At 64.9% G+C, this 18,320-nt stretch carries 18 protein-coding genes; 12 read left to right on the plus strand and 6 right to left on the minus strand.

Annotation, left to right across the window (positions count from 1 at the left end; translation table 11 throughout):
• Positions 1 to 84: 84 nt before the first annotated feature.
• A complete protein-coding gene (locus F0Q45_RS10140) occupies positions 85 to 939 on the plus strand; it encodes a hypothetical protein (RefSeq protein ID WP_149653826.1) in 855 nt (284 codons plus the stop codon).
• On the opposite strand, the gene F0Q45_RS10145 is transcribed toward F0Q45_RS10140, so the two are convergent.
• From F0Q45_RS10145 to cofD, 4 genes are read right to left on the minus strand one after another with little or no spacing between them, the layout of a single operon-like run.
• Positions 936 to 1,520 (minus strand): NUDIX hydrolase, encoded by a 585-nt coding sequence (locus F0Q45_RS10145; protein WP_149653827.1) that lies wholly within the window; start codon positions 1,518 to 1,520, stop codon positions 936 to 938. The two genes, F0Q45_RS10140 and F0Q45_RS10145, sit on opposite strands and share 4 nt — an antisense overlap.
• Positions 1,517 to 3,091 carry a class I SAM-dependent methyltransferase gene (locus F0Q45_RS10150; RefSeq protein ID WP_149653828.1) on the minus strand — a complete coding sequence of 525 codons (1,575 nt, stop codon included), beginning with the start codon at positions 3,089 to 3,091 and terminating at the stop codon, positions 1,517 to 1,519. The genes F0Q45_RS10145 and F0Q45_RS10150 overlap by 4 nt, the downstream gene beginning before the upstream one ends.
• Positions 3,088 to 4,428, minus strand: a complete 1,341-nt coding sequence (locus F0Q45_RS10155; protein WP_149653829.1) for a coenzyme F420-0:L-glutamate ligase — start codon at positions 4,426 to 4,428, stop codon at positions 3,088 to 3,090. The genes F0Q45_RS10150 and F0Q45_RS10155 overlap by 4 nt, the downstream gene beginning before the upstream one ends.
• Positions 4,425 to 5,414, minus strand: coding sequence for a 2-phospho-L-lactate transferase (gene cofD, locus F0Q45_RS10160; RefSeq protein WP_149653830.1), 990 nt, complete (start codon positions 5,412 to 5,414; stop codon positions 4,425 to 4,427). Before cofD ends, F0Q45_RS10155 begins: the two co-directional genes overlap by 4 nt.
• Positions 5,415 to 5,769: 355 nt before the next feature.
• Between cofD and F0Q45_RS10170 the strand changes: the two genes are divergently transcribed.
• Positions 5,770 to 6,117, plus strand: coding sequence for a WhiB family transcriptional regulator (locus F0Q45_RS10170; protein ID WP_149653844.1), 348 nt, complete (start codon positions 5,770 to 5,772; stop codon positions 6,115 to 6,117).
• Between the two features lie 4 nt (positions 6,118 to 6,121).
• On the opposite strand, the gene F0Q45_RS10175 is transcribed toward F0Q45_RS10170, so the two are convergent.
• Positions 6,122 to 6,544 carry a metallopeptidase family protein gene (locus tag F0Q45_RS10175; protein WP_149653845.1) on the minus strand — a complete coding sequence of 141 codons (423 nt, stop codon included), beginning with the start codon at positions 6,542 to 6,544 and terminating at the stop codon, positions 6,122 to 6,124.
• Positions 6,545 to 6,717: 173 nt separating this feature from the next.
• On the opposite strand from F0Q45_RS10175, the gene F0Q45_RS10180 reads away from it, so the two are divergent.
• The 4 genes from F0Q45_RS10180 (at position 6,718) to manA (ending at position 11,043) form a co-directional block, all read left to right on the plus strand.
• On the plus strand, positions 6,718 to 7,173 hold the full coding sequence (locus F0Q45_RS10180; RefSeq protein WP_188112861.1) for a DUF3499 domain-containing protein: 456 nt from the start codon (positions 6,718 to 6,720) through the stop codon (positions 7,171 to 7,173).
• Between the two features lie 123 nt (positions 7,174 to 7,296).
• Entirely contained in the window at positions 7,297 to 8,700 is a 1,404-nt protein-coding gene (locus tag F0Q45_RS10185; RefSeq protein WP_149653833.1) for a phosphomannomutase/phosphoglucomutase, read from the plus strand.
• Positions 8,697 to 9,809: a TobH protein gene (locus tag F0Q45_RS10190; protein WP_149653834.1), complete on the plus strand. Its 1,113-nt coding sequence runs from the start codon at positions 8,697 to 8,699 to the stop codon at positions 9,807 to 9,809. The genes F0Q45_RS10185 and F0Q45_RS10190 overlap by 4 nt, the downstream gene beginning before the upstream one ends.
• A gap of 7 nt (positions 9,810 to 9,816) precedes the next feature.
• Complete coding sequence (gene manA, locus F0Q45_RS10195; RefSeq protein WP_149653835.1) at positions 9,817 to 11,043, plus strand: mannose-6-phosphate isomerase, class I; 1,227 nt, start codon at positions 9,817 to 9,819, stop codon at positions 11,041 to 11,043.
• Here manA and F0Q45_RS10200 read toward each other — a convergent pair.
• A complete protein-coding gene (locus F0Q45_RS10200) occupies positions 11,021 to 12,439 on the minus strand; it encodes an FAD-dependent oxidoreductase (RefSeq protein ID WP_149653836.1) in 1,419 nt (472 codons plus the stop codon). The genes manA and F0Q45_RS10200 overlap by 23 nt on opposite strands.
• A gap of 343 nt (positions 12,440 to 12,782) precedes the next feature.
• Between F0Q45_RS10200 and F0Q45_RS10205 the strand changes: the two genes are divergently transcribed.
• The 6 genes from F0Q45_RS10205 (at position 12,783) to ahcY (ending at position 18,261) form a co-directional block, all read left to right on the plus strand.
• Positions 12,783 to 14,255 carry an APC family permease gene (locus F0Q45_RS10205; RefSeq protein WP_149653837.1) on the plus strand — a complete coding sequence of 491 codons (1,473 nt, stop codon included), beginning with the start codon at positions 12,783 to 12,785 and terminating at the stop codon, positions 14,253 to 14,255.
• A gap of 110 nt (positions 14,256 to 14,365) precedes the next feature.
• On the plus strand, positions 14,366 to 15,616 hold the full coding sequence (locus tag F0Q45_RS10210; protein ID WP_149653838.1) for an alkane 1-monooxygenase: 1,251 nt from the start codon (positions 14,366 to 14,368) through the stop codon (positions 15,614 to 15,616).
• Positions 15,613 to 15,777 (plus strand): rubredoxin, encoded by a 165-nt coding sequence (locus F0Q45_RS10215; RefSeq protein ID WP_149653839.1) that lies wholly within the window; start codon positions 15,613 to 15,615, stop codon positions 15,775 to 15,777. Before F0Q45_RS10210 ends, F0Q45_RS10215 begins: the two co-directional genes overlap by 4 nt.
• An 88-nt stretch (positions 15,778 to 15,865) precedes the next feature.
• Positions 15,866 to 16,048, plus strand: a complete 183-nt coding sequence (locus F0Q45_RS10220; RefSeq protein ID WP_149653840.1) for a rubredoxin — start codon at positions 15,866 to 15,868, stop codon at positions 16,046 to 16,048.
• A complete protein-coding gene (gene alkX, locus F0Q45_RS10225; RefSeq protein ID WP_149653841.1) occupies positions 16,045 to 16,671 on the plus strand; it encodes a TetR family transcriptional regulator AlkX in 627 nt (208 codons plus the stop codon). Before F0Q45_RS10220 ends, alkX begins: the two co-directional genes overlap by 4 nt.
• Before the next feature lie 102 nt (positions 16,672 to 16,773).
• Positions 16,774 to 18,261, plus strand: coding sequence for an adenosylhomocysteinase (gene ahcY / locus F0Q45_RS10230; protein WP_149653842.1), 1,488 nt, complete (start codon positions 16,774 to 16,776; stop codon positions 18,259 to 18,261).
• The last annotated feature ends 59 nt before the right edge of the window (positions 18,262 to 18,320 follow it).

An 18,320-nucleotide genomic window follows, 5' to 3' on the forward strand; every position in this document is an offset into this window, starting at 1 on the left:
ACGTGAGCGTGATGTTCACTCGCACTTATGCGCGCTGCTGTCGATCTCGGCGAAGGTGTCGGTGCCGGGGGTGATTCTCGTCGCATGAGCGAGGTTGTTGTTGGCAGCGACGCCGCGTTGACCGAGTACCAGTTGCGCCGGTGGTACCGGAAAGTCTTTCCCGACGTTTACCTACCCAAGGGACGTGAGCCAACGCTGACCGACCGCACGCTGGGCGCGTGGTTGTGGTCGCGCCGGCGCGCGGTGGTGGCAGGTGTTGCGGCATCAGCACTGCATGGAGCGCAGTGGGTCGATGCGGATGAGCCCATTGAGCTCATTACGAAAAGCGCGCGAGCACACCGCGGTCTGGTGGTCCGCGACGAAACGGCGACTGCCGACGAAGTCACCTACGTAACTCGGCAGTCGGTGACTTTTCCGGTCACGTCGGTGTCCCGCACCGCCTTTGACCTCGGCCGTCACTTGCCGCGCGGGCTGGCGGTGGCGCGGCTAGATGCCCTGATGCGTGCCACCCCGTTCTCGTCAGAAGACGTCGCCGTGCTGGCCAAATGCTACCGGGGTGCCCGTGGGGTGCGACGGCTCCGGGAGGTGTTGCCGCTGGTCGACGGCGGTGCCGCGTCGCCCAAGGAAACCTGGCTGCGGCTTTTGCTCATCGATGCAGGATTGCCCAAACCCGCCACGCAGATTCCGGTAAACCAGGGCTGGCGACTCATCGGCGCGCTGGACCTGGGGTGGGAGGAATATGGGGTCGCGCTGGAATACGACGGGGACCAACACCGCACCGATCGCCGGCAATTCGTCAAGGACATCGATCGGTTGGCCGCTATTCAAGACCAGGGCTGGATCGTGATCCGGGTGGTTGCCGAACATCGGCCCGACGACATCGTCGGCCAGGCATACGAAGCGCTCACCCGCCGCGGTTATCGCCGAGGTCGACGTTAGCGCGGTCTCCACTCGCACTTTTCCACGCTGGCGTAGATCTCGCTAGATCTCGCCGTGGCTTGGGCGACCAAGTACGCCAGCGCGTGGTCGGTTCCGCGCGGTAACCCGTCAGCCGGCCACCAGCGCAGGTCCACCGATTCGTCGCTGATCGCAATCTGCGCGCCAGCAGGGGCGTGCGCCGCGAACTGCAAATCTAGATGGCGGGTCGGAACGCCCAGCGAGCACGTGACCGGATGTACATGCACCGCCACCAGGTCCGGCGCCATACGCAAACTGGCGATGCCGGATTCCTCGGTGGCCTCGCGCAATGCCGCGGCGACGACGTCGCCATCAGCGTCCTCGCAATGGCCGCCCAGTTGCACCCAGCGGCCCAGGCGCGGATGCAAGGTGAGCAACACTCGATCCCCAGTCTCGTCGAGCACCAGCGCCGAGGCGGTGATATGCGCGGGTACGCACTCGCGCCGGCAGGCGTCGGCGCGAGCCTGCACGAAGGCGAGCACGGCGTGCCGCAAGGTGTCCTGCGCCGGATTGGGAGCGTGCCAATCGGTGAGGATCGCGATGGCCGATTCTCGGATACTCATCGGGTCCTGCGGGTAATCCGGCGATCGCGCAGCGTCAGCCACGCCGCGCGGCAGTCCGCGACGAGCCCGGGGGATAGGCCGAGTCCGTCGACGAGAACGTGGCGATCCACCGCGTCCAACGCCTTCTCGGTCGCGTTGGCTTTGAGCAGCAGGTCAACGTCTCGGGCAAGTTCTGCGCTCGCGTACGTCGGTGGCGGAATGGGCAACTGTTCGGCTTCGCTCGGCTCCAACTCCAAGATGCCGCCGCCATAACTGCGTCCCATGATTTCGGCGAACGCGAAGGTGGCGCTGTTGTGAAATGCCGCAGCCAGTCTCGCCGGGTCGACGGCGCAGTCCAGCCGTACCCGATGCACCGTGTCGGTGCTGGTCGCCGCTGCCGCGTTGACGGTCAGGCGGGGCGTGAGGTGGATCTGGCGCAGCATGAAGAGGTCGGGAACCCACAGCGACGGTGTGCTCCACCACGGCTTGCGGATGGAGCACTTGTAGCCCAGGTGAACGCCGGCGGCTTCGCCGGCTTGGATGTGTGCGGCAAGAGCCGGATCGCTCGGCCGATGTGGCGCGTTGAGCAGCCAGGTGCGGTGCCTGGCGACATCGCGTGCCCGGCAATCGTCGTCGTAGACTAGCCCGCTCAGCTGGGCACTGCGCGAGACGAGCGGAACGCAGTGCTGCGTCAGTCCCAGCTTCCGCGCTTCGGCGTCGCTGAACGTGAAGAAGCTGTTGCGGCCTGTCACGATTCCGACGTCTACCTCGGCCAGTTCGCCTAGCCGGATCATCGTGTCGGATTGCCTTAGCCTGCGTAGCAGCCGGATGTGAGCGGGGGCGAGGAAGTACTTGGTCCATTTCTCATTTTCGTGGAGCAGCGCCGGAGCGGTCTCGTTGGTGAAGTCTGCGCTCTCTAGCGCGTCGGCGTCGCCCAGCTGGACCGTGCGTATCTGCGCCGGACCCGCGCCGACGACACCGCAGAACAACACGACTTCTTGCAGGATTCCGTGGAACACCAAGCGCCGAAAGCTCACCAGCGTGATTTCGCGATAGCGGCTGAGCAGAAATTCGCGCAGCTGCGCCGCGTAGCTGACCTGCAGCAATTCTGCGGGCACTACCAGGCCCACGCGTCCGCCGTCACGCACCAGCGTCGTGCTTGCCACGACAAACGGGACCCAGGCGTTGGTCAATTTCGTCGGGCGCAGACCCACGCTTCGCATCAGTTCCAGGGCCGGTTCTCGTTGGTCGGATGCCCAGTTGCCGAAGCGGATGTAAGGAGGGTTGCCGGCGATGCCATCCCAGCTGCCGGCCTGCGTCCCGCGCAGCCAGGTGAAGAAGTTCTCGACGTCCACCGAAGCGAATTTTCGGGACTGCACCGCTTCCCGCGCGACAAGCTCTACACCGTGCGCCTGTCCAGTCAGTTCGGCGAGCTGGCGCAGGATGCGCCCATCGCCACAAGAAGGCTCGAGGATGCGAGTGCCCGCCGCGCAGACCCAGCGGGCCAGGAAGCGGGCGAGCGCGGGTGGCGTGTAATACCCGCCGCGGACCTTGTCAGCGGATGCGGCGTTCTTGCCCGTGAACGTCCTCATTTGCGGACTAACAGGTCCCCGATTGGCGCCGGGTCGCGTACTTTGGGTAGTTCTTGGGGGTAGCCGATCGCGATGGCACCCAACGGTTCCCAGTCTGCAGGTAGCTGTAACTCCGCGCGCACCAGTTCGGCCGCAAAGATGGTCGAGCCGATCCAGCAGCTGCCCAGTCCGCGCACCGCCAGGGCGACCAGCAGGGCTTGTACGGCGGCTCCCACCGCAACGGTGAACATGGTGTGTTCGGCATCGGTGCGGGCAGCGTCGGGGTAGGTGTGGGCGCCATCGGGAACCAGCATCGGAATGACGACCTCGGGCGCGTCGTAAAGGATTTGGCCGCGCGCCACCCGGCGTTCGATGGAGTCGGCGGACCGGCCGTCACCGGCCAGGTCGGATCGCCACCGGTCTTTCATCCGGTCAAGCAGCTGGATGCGCACCGCCGGCGTGTGCAGCCACACGAACCGCACTGGGCGGGTGTGATGGGGGGCCGGCGCGGTGAGCGCCTCGCGCACGGAGTCCTCGATGAGGTGCGCCGCCACCGTTTCTTCGCTGAATCGGCGGACGGATCTGCGCAACAGTTGGGCCTGCCGATGACCTAGCTCGATGGCTTCGGCCGTGCCGAGCCAAAACAGATCCTCGGCGCCCGGCCGCCGTAGTTGGCGGGCCGTTGAGCCGTCGTCGTCGATCAGCAGTCCGCGCACTACAGCCACCGGCAGCGCGGTCAACTTGCCTTTGACCAGGTCGGCGGCGGCGGCGATCTCGTCGGCGACCGCAATCTCAGTGACGATCAGCGCATTGCCCTGCCGATCGACGGCACCTGCATAGTTATGCAACACCGCCAGCCCCGCGGCACCGACCGCGGCGTCGATCTGGCCGGTGCGCCAGGCGCGGCCCATGGTGTCGGTGATGATCACGGCGACCGTGACGCCGAGCCGCTCCTGCAGCTCGGTGCGCAGGGCCGCAGCGCTAACGTCGGGATCGACAGGCAGCAGCGCCAACTCATTCCGGTCGAGGTTGGATCCGTCTACTCCGGCGGCGGCCTGGACCAGCCCGAGCCGGTTCTCGGTGATCAGAGTGCGGCCTTTGCGCGCCAGCACCCGCACCGCCTCATCGTCGATCAGCTTGCGACGTAGCCGATCTCGCTCTTCATCGTTGTGGGGCGCCGGCACCAGCCGACCCTCGCACTTGGACACCACCTTGCTGGTGACCACGACGACATCGCCGTCCCGCAGCCACGGCGCAGCTGTGGCGATGGCCGCGCTGAGTTGATCGCCGGGCCGGAATTCGGGCAGCCCCGCGACCGGAAGTATTTCGATCGCCGAGCCGGTGCCATGCTCGGTCACGCTGCCACGCCCGCGAGTTCCAGTCCGGCGTAGACCATTTCGGCCGTTGCCTTAGGATCGCTCATCAGCAGCGGTATCGATCGCACCGTGACTCCCTCGATGTCGGCATGATCGCCCGCTGCCACCAACCAGCAGTCGAGTATCCCGGTGGCGATGCGGGCGCCGTAGTGCTGGCCCACCGCCTCCGCGGTGGAATCTACCCCGGTCACGGAAAGGCAAGCATCGGCCATACCACGCAACGGTTTTCCACCGACGATCGGCGAGTAACCGACGATGGGCGCGGTGGTGGCCCGCAGCGCGGCGCGAATGCCGGTGACGGCCAGGATCGCGCCGATGCTGACCACGGGATTGGACGGGGCCAGCATGACGACGTCGGCCTCGGCGATGGCTGCGACAACTTCAGTTGTGGCATTGGCCTTTTCGGCTCCGACGAAGGCGAAACTGTGGGTTGGTACCTGGGCACGGTAGCGCACCCACCACTCCTGAAAATGGATGGCACGCGGGGATTGATCGACCGGGTCGGTGACCACCACGTGCGTCTCGCACCGGTCGTCGCTGACCGGCAGCAACGTCGCGCCCGGTTGCCAGCGGTCGCAGAGCGCCGTGGTGATCTGCGACAGCGGGTAGCCGGCCCGCAGCATCTGGGTGCGCACCAGGTGCGTGGCCAGGTCCCGGTCACCAAGCTGGAACCAGTCGGGTTGCACGCCGTAGCGCACGAGTTCCTCCTTGGCATGCCAGGTTTCGTCACGGTGACCCCAACCGCGTTGCGGGTCCACGCCGCCGCCCAGGGTGTACATGCAGGTGTCCAGGTCTGGGCAGACGCGCAGCCCATGAATCCAGGTATCGTCACCGATGTTGACCACAGCGGTCAGCTCGTGACGCCCATCCTCGCCTGGTGTGGCAAACTGACCCAGACCGAGCAAGTGCTGCACTCCCAGTAGGAAGCGGGCGCCGCCGACACCACCGACGAGAACGGTGACCTTCACATCGCAGGACAGTACCTGCCGGCGACGTCGCTCCGTGGCCGACCTCGCAGGACCACCCGGTGGGGCTTGTGATGAAGCGCACTCGACACGCCGGAGCCGCCCTCGAAACAGAATTGCGGAAATTTGATCACGAGATGGTATGGAAATGCGCTGTAAAGCTTGACCCGGCTGCCTAACCCGTGTCTAATCACATCAGTGTCATTTCCCGGTTGGCCGGCCGGTTTCGGTGTCGCAGACCGAGATTCGATCACTAGTTCGAATTAGGTGAACTGCGCATCAAAACAGTGGCAAACCATTTCACTTTCTACTCAGGCGAGGAGGCGGACGCATGTCCTATGAGCACCTTCGGGGCGTAATGGGAGGCACGCCGCACACTATTGCCGGCTCGACAACAGTTTTGTCGCCCGAAATAGGGCGACCGCACTTGAGTTTGGTTCCCGTTGCGTTTGAGCCCGAACCGCTGCCAGTTCCGGCCGAGCCGCCCGCCGACCAGTGGCAGGACCGCGCACTTTGTGCTCAAACCGACCCCGAGGCCTTCTTCCCGGAGAAGGGTGGCTCCACCCGTGAGGCCAAGAAGATCTGCCTGGGTTGCGAGGTGCGCCATGAGTGCCTGGAGTACGCGCTGGCCCACGACGAACGCTTCGGCATCTGGGGTGGGTTGTCCGAACGCGAACGTCGCCGCCTCAAGCGGGGGATAGTCTGATCGATCACTCGTCTTCGATCGTCGGGTCGATGACCGAAGGCTCGACATCCAAATAGATGGCCACCTGGGCCACCAGAATCTCATGGAGCAACTCGCCCAGTTCGATGGTGTCCTTCGCCCGGCGTTCTATAGGCTTGCGAAACAATACAATTCGTGCCCGAGTGGCATTGCCACGGACGTCGACACCAGCTGGTATCAATCGGGCAAGCGGAATCGGCCCGTCGGCGATGACCTCGGGTGGCCACTGCACACTCTGCGGATCCTTGGCGGCGATGCGTGGGATTTCGTCGACCGCGACATCGAGTTCGGCCACCCGATCGTGCCAGCGGCGCTCGATGGGTTCGTAGGCCTCCAGTACTGCCATGTCGAACCGCTCGGACCGGCTGCGCCACCCGGGCACCGTCGGCGGCAGCAACGGACCGCGCACCTCGCGACCGCGACGTCGCACCCGGCGCGACACGGATCTACCGCCCGGTCGACCGCTGCGTTCGAAGCCGCGGCAATCGCTCACGCGCTGATGGTAACGGTTACACATCGTGCCTAGAACGGATGCGCGTGTCCGCCGCTTCGGCGGCCTTGCCGCACGATAGCCTTTCGGTCGTGAACGTACCCCGTCGCTGCTGCCGGCCCGGGTGTCCGCACTATGCAGTGGCGACGTTGACGTTCGTCTATTCGGACTCGACGGCGGTTGTGGGTCCACTCGCTACCGCGCGGGAACCGCACTCTTGGGATCTGTGCGTCGGCCATGCCGGCCGCATCACCGCACCGCGCGGCTGGGAGCTGGTGCGCCACGCTGGGCCGTTGCCTACCAATCCGGATGAAGATGACCTGGTGGCGCTGGCCGACGCGGTGCGCGAGGGGGGTTCGAGCGGCTTGTCCTTTCCGGACATCAGCGCCGCCTCGCGCAACGGTTTTTCCGATCCCGTGGTGCGTCAAGCCGGTGCCCATGCCACCGCGCCAAGTGGCGGTGTGTTCGCGCCGCCCGAACATCGGGTAGAACACCGCTCCGGACGTCGCCGTGGACACCTGCGGGTGTTGCCAGATCCGGCCGACTAGGCCTGAACATCTTCGCGGACCCTTCGAAGCCGCCGCTGAACACCGTTCCCGTCGGCAGCTTCGGCGGGCCGATAGGCTGGCGAAGAAGAGTCGCAGAAACCTAGGTTGTCAGGAGTTCCCGCCATGTCTTGGCCTGCCGCGGTGATCGATCGTGTCATCAAGGCCTACGACGTGCGCGGATTGGTCGGCGAAGAGATCAACGAATCGCTGACAGCCGGTATCGGTGCCGTGTTCGCCCGGTTGATGCGTGCCGAGGGTGCGCGGCAAGTGGTGATCGGCCACGATATGCGCGACAGCTCGCCGTCGTTGGCGGCCGCATTTGCCGACGGGGTGACCGGCCAAGGGGTCGACGTCGTGCGTATTGGTCTGGCGTCCACCGACCAGCTCTATTTCGCCTCGGGGGTGCTGGACTGTCCCGGCGCAATGTTTACCGCCAGCCATAACCCGGCGGCCTACAACGGCATCAAGCTCTGTCGCGCCGGCGCTAGGCCGGTCGGAGCGGATACCGGCCTCAACGCGATTCGCGACGATCTCATCAATTTTGTTAACGGCGTCCCGGCCTGCGAGGGGCCGGCCGGAACCACGGCTGACCAAGACGTGCTGGCCGACTACGGGGCATTCCTGCGGTCGCTGGTCAACATCTCAGGGCTGCGACCGTTGCGGGTGGCTGTGGACGCCGGCAACGGCATGGCCGGCCACACCGCGCCGGCGGTGCTCGGCCCAATCGAGTCGATTACGTTGTTGCCCTTATACTTTGAGCTTGACGGCGCGTTTCCCAACCACGAGGCAAACCCGCTGGACCTGGCCAACCTGGTGGACCTGCAGGCTTATGTGCGCGAAACCGGTGCCGATATCGGCCTGGCCTTCGACGGCGATGCCGACCGCTGCTTTGTGGTCGACGAACATGGCGAGCCGGTGTCGCCGTCCACGGTGACCAGCCTGGTGGCCGCGCGCGAGCTCAACCGGGAAATCGGCGCCACCGTGATCCACAACGTGATCACGTCGCGCGCGGTGCCCGAACTGGTCGTCGAGCGCGGCGGCACGCCACTGCGGTCCCGGGTCGGGCACTCCTACATCAAGGCGATGATGGCCGACACCGGTGCAATATTCGGCGGCGAACATTCGGCGCACTACTACTTCCGCGACTTTTGGGGCGCCGATTCGGGAATGCTGGCTGCCCTGCATGTGCTGGTCGCTCTCGGGCAACAGAGCCGACCGTTGTCGGAGCTCGCGGCCGACTACCAACGCTACGCATCGTCCGGCGAAATCAACTTCACGGTGGGCGACGTACCGGCGTGTGTGGAGTCTGTACTGGAATCTTTCGGTAGCCGCATTCAGTCCATCGACCACCTGGATGGGGTGACGGTCGACTTGGGCGACGACAGCTGGTTCAACCTGCGCAGCTCCAATACCGAGCCGTTGCTACGGCTCAATGTGGAGGGGCGCAGCGCCGAGGACGTCGAGGCGGTGGTCCAGCAGGTCAGCGCCGGAATCGCTGCCCAGCTAGCGCGGGAGGCGGGGACGTGAGCGCTACCCGGGCGATCGATCTGGAAGACAGCGATGGCCTGATTGCTGCTGACCGAGATGGCCTGCTGCGGGCCGCATCCACCGCAGGTGCTCAGGTTCGTGCCATAGCCGCCGCACAGGACGAAGGCGAACTGGACTTGCTGCGCGACGGCCGGCCCCGCACCGTGATTTGGGTGGCCGGCCGCGGAACCGCCGAGACGGCCGGCGCCATGCTGGCCGCAACGTTGGGTGCGGCCGCCGCCGAGCCCATCGCGATCACGACCGAGGCGCCGCCCTGGGTCGGGCCGCTTGATGTGCTGATTGTCGCTGGCGACGACCCCTGTGATCCGGCGCTGGTGGGAGCAGCCGCGACCGGCGTGCGCCGAGGTGCGCGGGTCGTCGTGGTGGCGCCCTACGAGGGGCCGTTACGCGACTCCACGGCGGGTCGCGTTGCAGTGCTGGCACCGCGGCTCTGGGTTCCCGACGAGTTTGGGTTGTCCCGCTACCTGGCCGCGGGCCTGGCTGCCCTCGGGGCGGTAGACCCCAGGCTGCGGATCGACTTGGCCCTGCTGGCCGACGAGCTCGACGCCGAGGCACTGCACAACAGTGCGAGTCGCCAGGTCTTCACCAACCCGGCCAAGTCACTCGCGGCTCGCGTGTCTGGCCGCCCGGTGGCGATGGTCGGGGACACCGCCGCCACCATGGCGCTGGCTCGGCATGGCAGTTCGGTCCTGCTGCGGATCGCGCACCAGGTGGTGGCCGCTACCTGGCTGGCGGACGCGGTTGTGGCGCAGCGGGCAGGCTCGGGGTTCGGCGCTGGCGATCACCTGGGTGATGCTCTTTTCCACGACGAGCAGATCGACGGACCGCTTCCGGAGCGGATGCGGACGTTGGCGTTGACCCTGGCCGGGGAACGGACGGTGGTGGGTGCCCGGATCGCGGGGCTTGATGACGTCTACCTGGTCACAGTTGCGGACGCGGCGTCGGATCAGGGTGTGTCGGGTGACGGCAGCGCCAGGTCAGCCGGGCTACCCACGTCGGCCGACGCTCAAGGTGCCGTCCAACAACTGGCGATATTGGCCGTTCGGTTGGAAATGGCCGCCGTGTATTTGCGACTGGTGCGGGGATAGAAACAACGTGGAACTGCTACGCGGAGCGTTACGGACGTACGCCTGGGGATCGCGTACCGCCATCGCCGAATTCACTGGGCGGCCGGTGCCGGCCGCCCACCCTGAGGCCGAACTGTGGTTCGGCGCGCACCCGGCCGACCCAGCTTGGCTGCAAACCGAGAATGGTGAAACCTCGCTGCTCGAAGCGCTGTCCGCCGATCCGGAGAGACAGCTCGGTCACGGGTCACGCGCCCGGTTCGGTGATGTGCTGCCGTTCTTGGTGAAGGTGCTGGCCGCCGACGAGCCGTTGTCACTGCAGGCTCATCCGAGTACGGAGCAGGCGATCGAGGGCTACCTGCGGGAGGAACGACTGGGCATTCCGGTCTCTTCGCCGGTGCGCAACTACCGCGACACCAGCCACAAGCCCGAGCTGTTGGTGGCGCTGCAGCCCTTCGAGGCGCTGGCCGGATTTCGCGAGGCCGCCCGCACCCGCGCGCTGCTGCAGGCACTGATGGTGTCTGACCTCGACCCGTTCATCGACTTGCTCAGCGACCAGTCCGACGCCGACGGTCTGCGCGCGTTGTTCACCACGTGGATCACCGCACCCCAGCCCGACATCGATGTGCTGGTGCCTGCCGTGCTCGACGGTGCCATCACCTATGTCAGCTCAGGGGCAACGGAATTCGCGGCCGAAGTCAAGACAGTGCTGGAACTGGGTGAGCGTTATCCCGGCGATGCAGGCGTGCTGGCGGCGTTGTTGCTCAACCGCATCAACCTGGCGCCGGGCGAGGCGATCTTCCTGCCCGCAGGCAACTTACACACCTACCTACGCGGTTTCGCACTCGAGGTAATGGCCAACTCCGACAACGTATTACGTGGCGGTCTGACTCCCAAGCACGTCGATGTGCCGGAGCTGCTGCGGGTGCTGGACTTCGCTCCAACCGCGGAGTCGAAACTGCGGCCGGCAATTCGGCGCCATGGCCTGGAGCGGATCTATGACACTCCGACCGACGAATTCGCAGTCGCACTGCTGGTGTTAGACCACGATCAGCTCGGCCACGAGGTCGATGCCCCGTCGAGCCACCAGGGCCCACAGATCTTGCTGTGCACCGAGGGTTCGACGACGGTGCACGGAAAGTCAACATCGCTGACGCTCAAGCACGGTATGGCTGCCTGGGTATCGGCTGACGACGGCCCAATTCGGCTGCTTTCGCAAGAGCCCACCAAGCTGTTCAGGGCGACCGTAGGGCTGTAGCGGCTTGCCGTCGGCTCTTGATCGCCTGCCGACGCTCACCCAGCCACAGCCGCATGTTGTGGGCCATGGCGCGACCGATGATTCGCGGCGGCGGAACCATATACAAGCTGTCGAGCAGCGAGAAACGGCGCAAAAACCATTCGGCGAGAACGGGGTTCGTTTCTGCCGCGCCCAGGAACTGGTCGAATAGCGCACCAGACGGCCGCCACCACCACGGGACGGCTGCACTGACAGCATGGTGGAAGGTGATGTCGCCGATGGCGTTCATCATCCAGACCGGATAGGTAGTCTTCGCGGTCAGCCGATTGAGCTCAGCGGCCAAGTCCTTGTCGGGATCATGCTCAGCAGCTTCCAACGCCCGACGCAGATTGCCCGCTTGCAGTGACGTCATCGTCATGCCCTGCCCAAAGGTGGGATTGAAACTGGCCACGGCATCGCCGAATGGCATGATGCCGGCTGGGAAGTGGTCCAGCTTGTCGTAGCGGCGCCATTTGCTGGCCGGGAAGGCGTGGAAAACCGGGCTGCCGAGGGGCTCCGACTGCGCCAGCGCGGCAGTGAAACGCGCCGGCAGTAGCCGCTCGGCGAGCGCGCACATCTCCGGGAAGGTGGCCGGCGGCTTGGCATGGGCCACCCCAAAGGTGGTGATCACCCAGGTGCCGTCCTCGTAGCACAACATGCCCAGCCCCAGCGACTGGTTGTGTGCGGCGCCGGCGACCACGACCTTCTCCCGAATGAGACCGTCGGGCATGCGGAACTGTTGGCTGGCGTAGTTAATGCCGATGTCGACGGTTTCCTCGGGTGGGCGCTGATACCCCCACTGCGTCAACCACACCGGCAGCCGGGTCCCGCGACCGGCCGCATCGACAACCAGGTCAGCGGGCGTGAATTCGGGCTCACCGTCGTCGCGGGGAGCCAGCAGTACTCCGGTCACCCGCTGCTGACCTGGCTCGAATCGGGGTTCGGCGACGAGCCGGCGCACGATCACGACGTTGTCGATCTCGAGCACCCGGCGCCGCAGCTGCCATTCCAGATGCGGCCGGCTGGGCACATACGCGGTGAACTCGTCGCGCAGCGTGTGCCCGGTCCCGAGGACATGGCCAGCGGCGCCCAGGTAGATGCAGTCCGGCCGGTTCTCCAGCATGGGCACACCCGCGGCGACCATGTCCTTGAGCAGACCGGGAAAAAGGCTCTCGAACTCTTCTGCGCCGCGGGCCATCAGCATGTGCAGGTGCTGGTCCTGGGGAACCGTAGCGCGGTTGGTCGGTGTGCTTGGCAGCTCGTCGCGCTCAAAGACCGTCACCCGGGGGTAGAACGCCGAGAGCACGCGTGCCGCGCACAGCCCGGCGATGCTGGCCCCGATGACAACTGCGTGGTCCTGGGTGATGCTCCCCCGCATACCCGCAGAGTACTCGCTACTGCTGTTGCGGTCGGCGCTCGCGGGGCCACACCCGCATGTTGTGTCCAACGGCGCGGCTCAGTGCGTTGTAGCAGCACACCTGCTGACCGGGAAGGCGTGAATCGCCGGCCTCCAATGGGTTTGGCCTGCTTCAGCGCTGCGGCGAAGCGGGTTAGCAGGACAAAAGCCCAAACCACCGTGCGGACCCAGACCGGCGATGCTGGCGCCGATGAGGGCGCCGTGTTCCCTCGGGCGTGCGGCACTGGCTCCGAAGCTCGCCCTAATCCTGGGAAGCGCGTACCCAGTACTGTGCGGTCACAGCTGCAACGAGAGGGACGAGTAGATGGCCGATCGATGGCGCACGAAATCAGTGGAGCAATCCATCGCTGACACCGACGAGCCGGAGACCCGGCTGCGCAAGGATCTCACCTGGCGCGACCTTGTGGTTTTCGGTGTCTCGGTGGTGATCGGGGCCGGCATCTTCACGGTTACCGCATCGACTGCTGGCGACATCACCGGCCCGGCTATTTGGATGTCGTTTCTGATCGCGGCGGGCACCTGCGCGTTGGCAGCCCTGTGCTATGCCGAATTCGCCTCGACGCTGCCGGTAGCCGGCAGCGCATATACCTTCTCCTACGCTACTTTTGGCGAATTCCTGGCTTGGGTCATCGGCTGGAATTTGGTCCTGGAGTTGGCAGTCGGCGCCGCCGTGGTCGCCAAGGGCTGGTCCAGCTACTTGGGCACGGTGTTCGGATTCTCCCATAACACAGTCCATTTCAGGGCGATCGACCTCGACTGGGGAGCCCTGGTGATCGTTACGCTGGTGGCGACGCTGATTGCGCTGGGCACCAAGTTGTCGTCGCGGTTTTCGGCCGTGGTCACCGCGATTAAAGTGTCGGTAGTCATCCTCGTCGTGGTAGTCGGCGCCTTCTACGTCAAGACCGCCAATTACTCGCCCTTCATCCCCAAACCTGAAGCTGGACAACATGGCAGCGGCGCCGATCAGTCCGTGCTGTCACTGCTGACCGGAGCACCGGGCAGCCATTACGGCTGGTATGGGGTACTGGCCGGAGCCTCGATTGTGTTCTTCGCGTTCATCGGATTCGACATCGTGGCTACCATGGCCGAGGAGACCAAGCATCCCCAACGCGATGTTCCACGCGGAATCCTGGCGTCACTGGGCATCGTCACAGTGCTTTATGTCGCGGTGTCAATCGTGCTGTCCGGCATGGTTTCCTACACCCAGCTGCGTACCGTCCCGGGCAGCGGCCATGCGAATCTGGCGACCGCGTTCAAGGCTAACGGCGTGTACTGGGCCAGCGGCATCATCTCCGTCGGGGCACTGGCTGGCCTGACCACTGTGGTGATGGTGCTGATGCTCGGACAGTGCCGAGTCCTGTTCGCGATGGCGCGCGACGGGCTGTTGCCGCGTCAGTTGGCCAAGACCGGCTCCCGCGGCACCCCGATCCGGATCACGGTGCTGGTCGCGGTCGCGGTGGCCGCCACCGCCTCGGTGTTCCCGATCACCAAGCTCGAAGAGATGGTCAACGTGGGCACGCTGTTCGCGTTTGTCCTGGTGTCCGCCGGTGTGATCATCCTGCGCCGGCGGCGGCCCGACCTCGAGCGTGGGTTCCGGGTGCCGTGGGTGCCGTGGCTACCGATTGCCTCGTTGTGCGCCTGTCTGTGGTTGATGGTGAATCTGACCGCCCTGACGTGGATCCGATTCGGCGTCTGGCTCGTGGTTGGTACCGCGATCTACGTCGGCTACGGACGCAGGCACTCGGTGCAGGGTCGGCGGGAGTGGGTGGACAGGTAGAGCGAATTTGGCCACTTTGTTTACAAAATCATGATTCTGTATAGACACGAGACGCATCTGTCGGTATTGTCCAATCTCATTGTGGTGTGACTCACATGGAGGTTTGGCATATGACCACGCAAATCAGTCCCGAGCTAGCTGAGGCGCCCGAAACGGAGTGGCGAGACAAGAAGCGCTACCTGTGGCTCATGGGCCTCATCCCGCCCACGATGCTGCCGGTGATGCTGCCGATCATCTGGGGGCTGAACCAGCCGGGCTGGCACGTCGCCGCTCAGGTGCCGCTGTGGATCGGCCCGATCCTGCTCTACATCCTGCTGCCGATTCTGGACCTGCGCTTCGGGCCGGACGGTCAGAACCCGCCTGACGAGGTAATGGAGCGGCTGGAGAACGACAAGTACTACCGCTACTGCACCTACATCTACATCCCGTTCCAGTACCTCAGCGTAGTGTTGGGGGCTTACCTGTTCACCGCCTCCGACCTCAGCTGGCTCGGCTTTGATGGCGGCTTGAGCTGGGCAGGCAAGCTCGGCATCGCGCTGTCGACCGGTGCGCTCGGCGGCGTGGGCATCAACGCCGCGCACGAGATGGGGCACAAGAAGGAATCGCTAGAGCGGTGGCTGTCCAAGATCACGCTGGCGCAGACCTGCTACGGCCACTTCTACATCGAGCACAACCGCGGTCACCACGTGCGGGTGTCCACACCGGAGGACCCCGCGTCCGCCCGCTTTGGTGAGACCTTCTGGGAGTTCTTGCCGCGCAGCGTCTTCGGCGGCCTGCGCTCCGCATTATCGCTGGAGGCGCAACGATTCCGCCGCCAGGGCGTCAGCCCCTGGAACCCCAAGACGTATCTGCGCAACGACATCGTCAACGCGTGGTTAATGTCGGTGGTGTTGTGGGGCGTGTTGATCGCGGTCTTCGGCCCGGCGCTGATCCCGTTCGTGCTCATCCAGGCGGTATTCGGTTTCGCCCTGCTGGAAGCCGTCAACTACCTCGAGCACTACGGGCTGCTGCGGCAAAAGAACGCCAACGACCGCTACGAGCGGTGTGCGCCGGTGCACAGCTGGAACTCCGACCACATCGTCACCAACCTGTTCCTCTACCACCTGCAGCGGCACAGCGACCACCACGCCAACCCGACCCGCCGCTACCAGGTGCTGCGCAGCATGGTGGACGCGCCCAACCTGCCCAGCGGCTATGCGTCGATGATCTCGCTGACCTACTTCCCGCCGTTGTGGCGCAAGGTGATGGATCACCGGGTGCTTGCGCATTACGACGGTGACATCACCAAGGTCAATCTGCAGCCCCGCCTGCGCCGGAAGATTCTGGCCAAGCATGGCTCGCCGCAAGGGAACTCAGCATGACTGCGGCCTACCGGTGCCCGGTATGCGACTACGTGTATGACGAGGAGAAAGGAGATGCCAGGGAAGGTTTCCCAGCCGGCACGGCCTGGGAACAGGTTCCCGATAACTGGTGCTGCCCGGACTGCGCCGTCCGAGAGAAAGTCGATTTTCAACAGATCTAGTCCGGCGACGATTCACGCCGTGCAGGCCGTGTGGTGGGGGCCCACCGCTTGCCGGGCGAGCCGGTAATAGGAAGGGAGGCAAGACATTATGAGCGACTACAAAGTGTTTGAATGCGTCCAGTGCGGCTTCGAGTATGAGGAGGCGCTGGGCTGGCCAGAGGAGGGTATCGCGCCCGGCACCCGGTGGGACGACATTCCCGAGGATTGGAGTTGCCCCGACTGCGGCACCGCCAAGGTGGACTTCGTGATGGTGGAGGTGGCACGGTCATGATTGATACCGTCGCGCCTGTGAAGCGGGCTTCTTACGCCGAGGCGTCGCGGCTGCTGCTACGCGACTCGGTGCTCGACGCGATGCGTGATCTCTTGCTGACCCGCGACTGGTCGGGAATCACCCTGTCCGACGTCGCTCGCCAGGCCGGAATCAGCCGCCAGACCATCTACAACGAGTTCGGGTCGCGGCTGGGCCTTGCCCAGGGCTACGCAGTGCGTCTGGCAGATCGGATGGTCGACGCGGTCGCCGATTCGATTGCCGCCAACGTGGGCGACATCCATCAGGCCTTTGTCCAGGGCTTTGGCTTGTTCTTCACTGAAGCTGCCTCAGATCCGCTGGTGGTATCGCTGCTCACGGGCGTGGCCAAACTTGACCTTCTGCAGATGATCACTGTCGACAGCGCGCCCATCATCAACCGTGCGTCGGCCCGGTTGACGCAGGCACTCACCGATAGTTGGGTGCACATGGGTGTCGAGGACGCCGGTGTGCTCGCCCGTGCCATCGCGAGGTTGGCGATGAGCTACGTCTCAATGCCGCCGGAGGCCGACCACGATGTCTCAGCCGACATCGCCCGGTTGCTGGGACTGTACGTCGAGCGCTACGGCGTATTCAACGTTCCTTGATCTGCGCGGCCGAGGCCAGCGGGCTACAGTAACTCAAGAGCATACCTAGGCTATGTAGCCCGCTCGGATCCCCGTGAACCCCGCAGAAGGATGAGACACCCTATGACGACGACCGAAATGCCGCTGACCACCGACGTTCGTAACGGCATCGAGTTCAAAATTGCCGACCTGTCGTTAGCGGATTTCGGCCGCAAGGAACTCCGGATTGCTGAACATGAAATGCCCGGCCTGATGTCATTGCGCCGCGAGTACGCCGAGGTGCAACCGCTCAAGGGCGCCCGCATTTCGGGTTCGCTGCACATGACTGTTCAGACCGCGGTGCTAATCGAAACTCTCACCGCACTCGGCGCCGAAGTCCGGTGGGCGTCATGCAACATCTTCTCCACCCAGGACCATGCGGCCGCGGCCGTCGTCGTAGGCCCGTACGGTACCCCCGAAGAGCCCCAGGGAGTCCCGGTCTTCGCGTGGAAGGGCGAGACACTCGAGGAGTACTGGTGGGCCGCCGAGCAAATGCTGACTTGGCCGGATAATGAAGCCGGGCCCGCCCCTGCAAACATGATTCTCGACGACGGCGGTGACGCCACCATGATGGTGCTGCGCGGGATGCAGTACGAGAAGGCCGGCGTGGTGCCCCCCGCCGAGGACGACGACCCGACCGAGTGGAAGATCTTTTTGAACCTGCTGCGGAAGCGGTTCGAGACCGACAAGGAGAAGTGGACCAAAATCGCCGAGTCGGTCCAGGGCGTCACCGAGGAGACCACCACCGGTGTACTGCGGCTCTATCAGTTCGCCGCGGCCGGGGATCTGGCTTTCCCGGCAATCAACGTCAACGACTCGGTGACCAAGTCCAAATTCGACAACAAGTACGGCACTCGGCACTCGCTGATCGACGGCATCAACCGCGGCACCGACGCGCTGATTGGCGGCAAGAAGGTCCTGATCTGTGGTTACGGCGATGTCGGGAAGGGCTGCGCCGAGGCGATGAAAGGCCAGGGAGCGCGCGTCTCGGTCACCGAGATCGACCCGATCAACGCGCTGCAGGCAATGATGGAGGGCTTCGACGTGGTCACCGTCGAGGAAGCCATCAGCGACGCCGATATCGTTGTGACGTCGACCGGAAACAAAGACATCATCATGCTCGAGCACATCAGGGCGATGAAGGACCACTCGATCCTGGGCAACATCGGCCACTTCGACAACGAGATCGACATGGCTGGGCTGGAGCGCTCCGGGGCGACCCGGACCAACATCAAGCCGCAGGTGGACCTATGGACCTTCCCCGACACCGGACGGTCGGTCATCGTGCTGTCCGAGGGTCGGCTGCTGAACCTGGGCAACGCCACCGGGCACCCGTCGTTTGTGATGAGCAACAGCTTCGCCAACCAGGTGATCGCACAGATCGAACTGTGGACCAAGAACGACGAGTACGACAACGAGGTGTACCGGCTGCCCAAGCACCTGGACGAGAAGGTGGCCCGCATCCACGTCGAGGCCCTCGGCGGTCATCTGACCAAATTGACCAAAGATCAGGCCGAATACCTCGGCGTCGACGTCGAGGGGCCCTACAAGCCGGACCACTATCGCTACTGATCGCTGCTTCGTCCCCCGCGCGTGAAGCCCGCTTCACGCGCGGGGGACGTTAGGCTCGC

It is taken from the genome of Mycobacterium simiae, from assembly GCF_008370645.1.
Taxonomy (GTDB): domain Bacteria; phylum Actinomycetota; class Actinomycetes; order Mycobacteriales; family Mycobacteriaceae; genus Mycobacterium; species Mycobacterium simiae_A.

What these genes read in the sequence shown, in the direction of transcription:
- F0Q45_RS10140 (WP_149653826.1), top strand. Translation starts at nt 85, where the DNA reads ATGAGCGAGGTTGTTGTTGGCAGCGACGCCGCGTTGACCGAGTACCAG.
- F0Q45_RS10145 (WP_149653827.1), bottom strand. Translation starts at nt 1,520, where the DNA reads ATGAGTATCCGAGAATCGGCCATCGCGATCCTCACCGATTGGCACGCT.
- F0Q45_RS10150 (WP_149653828.1), bottom strand. Translation starts at nt 3,091, where the DNA reads ATGAGGACGTTCACGGGCAAGAACGCCGCATCCGCTGACAAGGTCCGC.
- F0Q45_RS10170 (WP_149653844.1), top strand. Translation starts at nt 5,770, where the DNA reads ATGGGAGGCACGCCGCACACTATTGCCGGCTCGACAACAGTTTTGTCG.
- F0Q45_RS10185 (WP_149653833.1), top strand. Translation starts at nt 7,297, where the DNA reads ATGTCTTGGCCTGCCGCGGTGATCGATCGTGTCATCAAGGCCTACGAC.
- F0Q45_RS10200 (WP_149653836.1), bottom strand. Translation starts at nt 12,439, where the DNA reads ATGCGGGGGAGCATCACCCAGGACCACGCAGTTGTCATCGGGGCCAGC.
- F0Q45_RS10205 (WP_149653837.1), top strand. Translation starts at nt 12,783, where the DNA reads ATGGCCGATCGATGGCGCACGAAATCAGTGGAGCAATCCATCGCTGAC.
- F0Q45_RS10210 (WP_149653838.1), top strand. Translation starts at nt 14,366, where the DNA reads ATGACCACGCAAATCAGTCCCGAGCTAGCTGAGGCGCCCGAAACGGAG.
- F0Q45_RS10215 (WP_149653839.1), top strand. Translation starts at nt 15,613, where the DNA reads ATGACTGCGGCCTACCGGTGCCCGGTATGCGACTACGTGTATGACGAG.
- F0Q45_RS10220 (WP_149653840.1), top strand. Translation starts at nt 15,866, where the DNA reads ATGAGCGACTACAAAGTGTTTGAATGCGTCCAGTGCGGCTTCGAGTAT.
- alkX (WP_149653841.1), top strand. Translation starts at nt 16,045, where the DNA reads ATGATTGATACCGTCGCGCCTGTGAAGCGGGCTTCTTACGCCGAGGCG.
- ahcY (WP_149653842.1), top strand. Translation starts at nt 16,774, where the DNA reads ATGACGACGACCGAAATGCCGCTGACCACCGACGTTCGTAACGGCATC.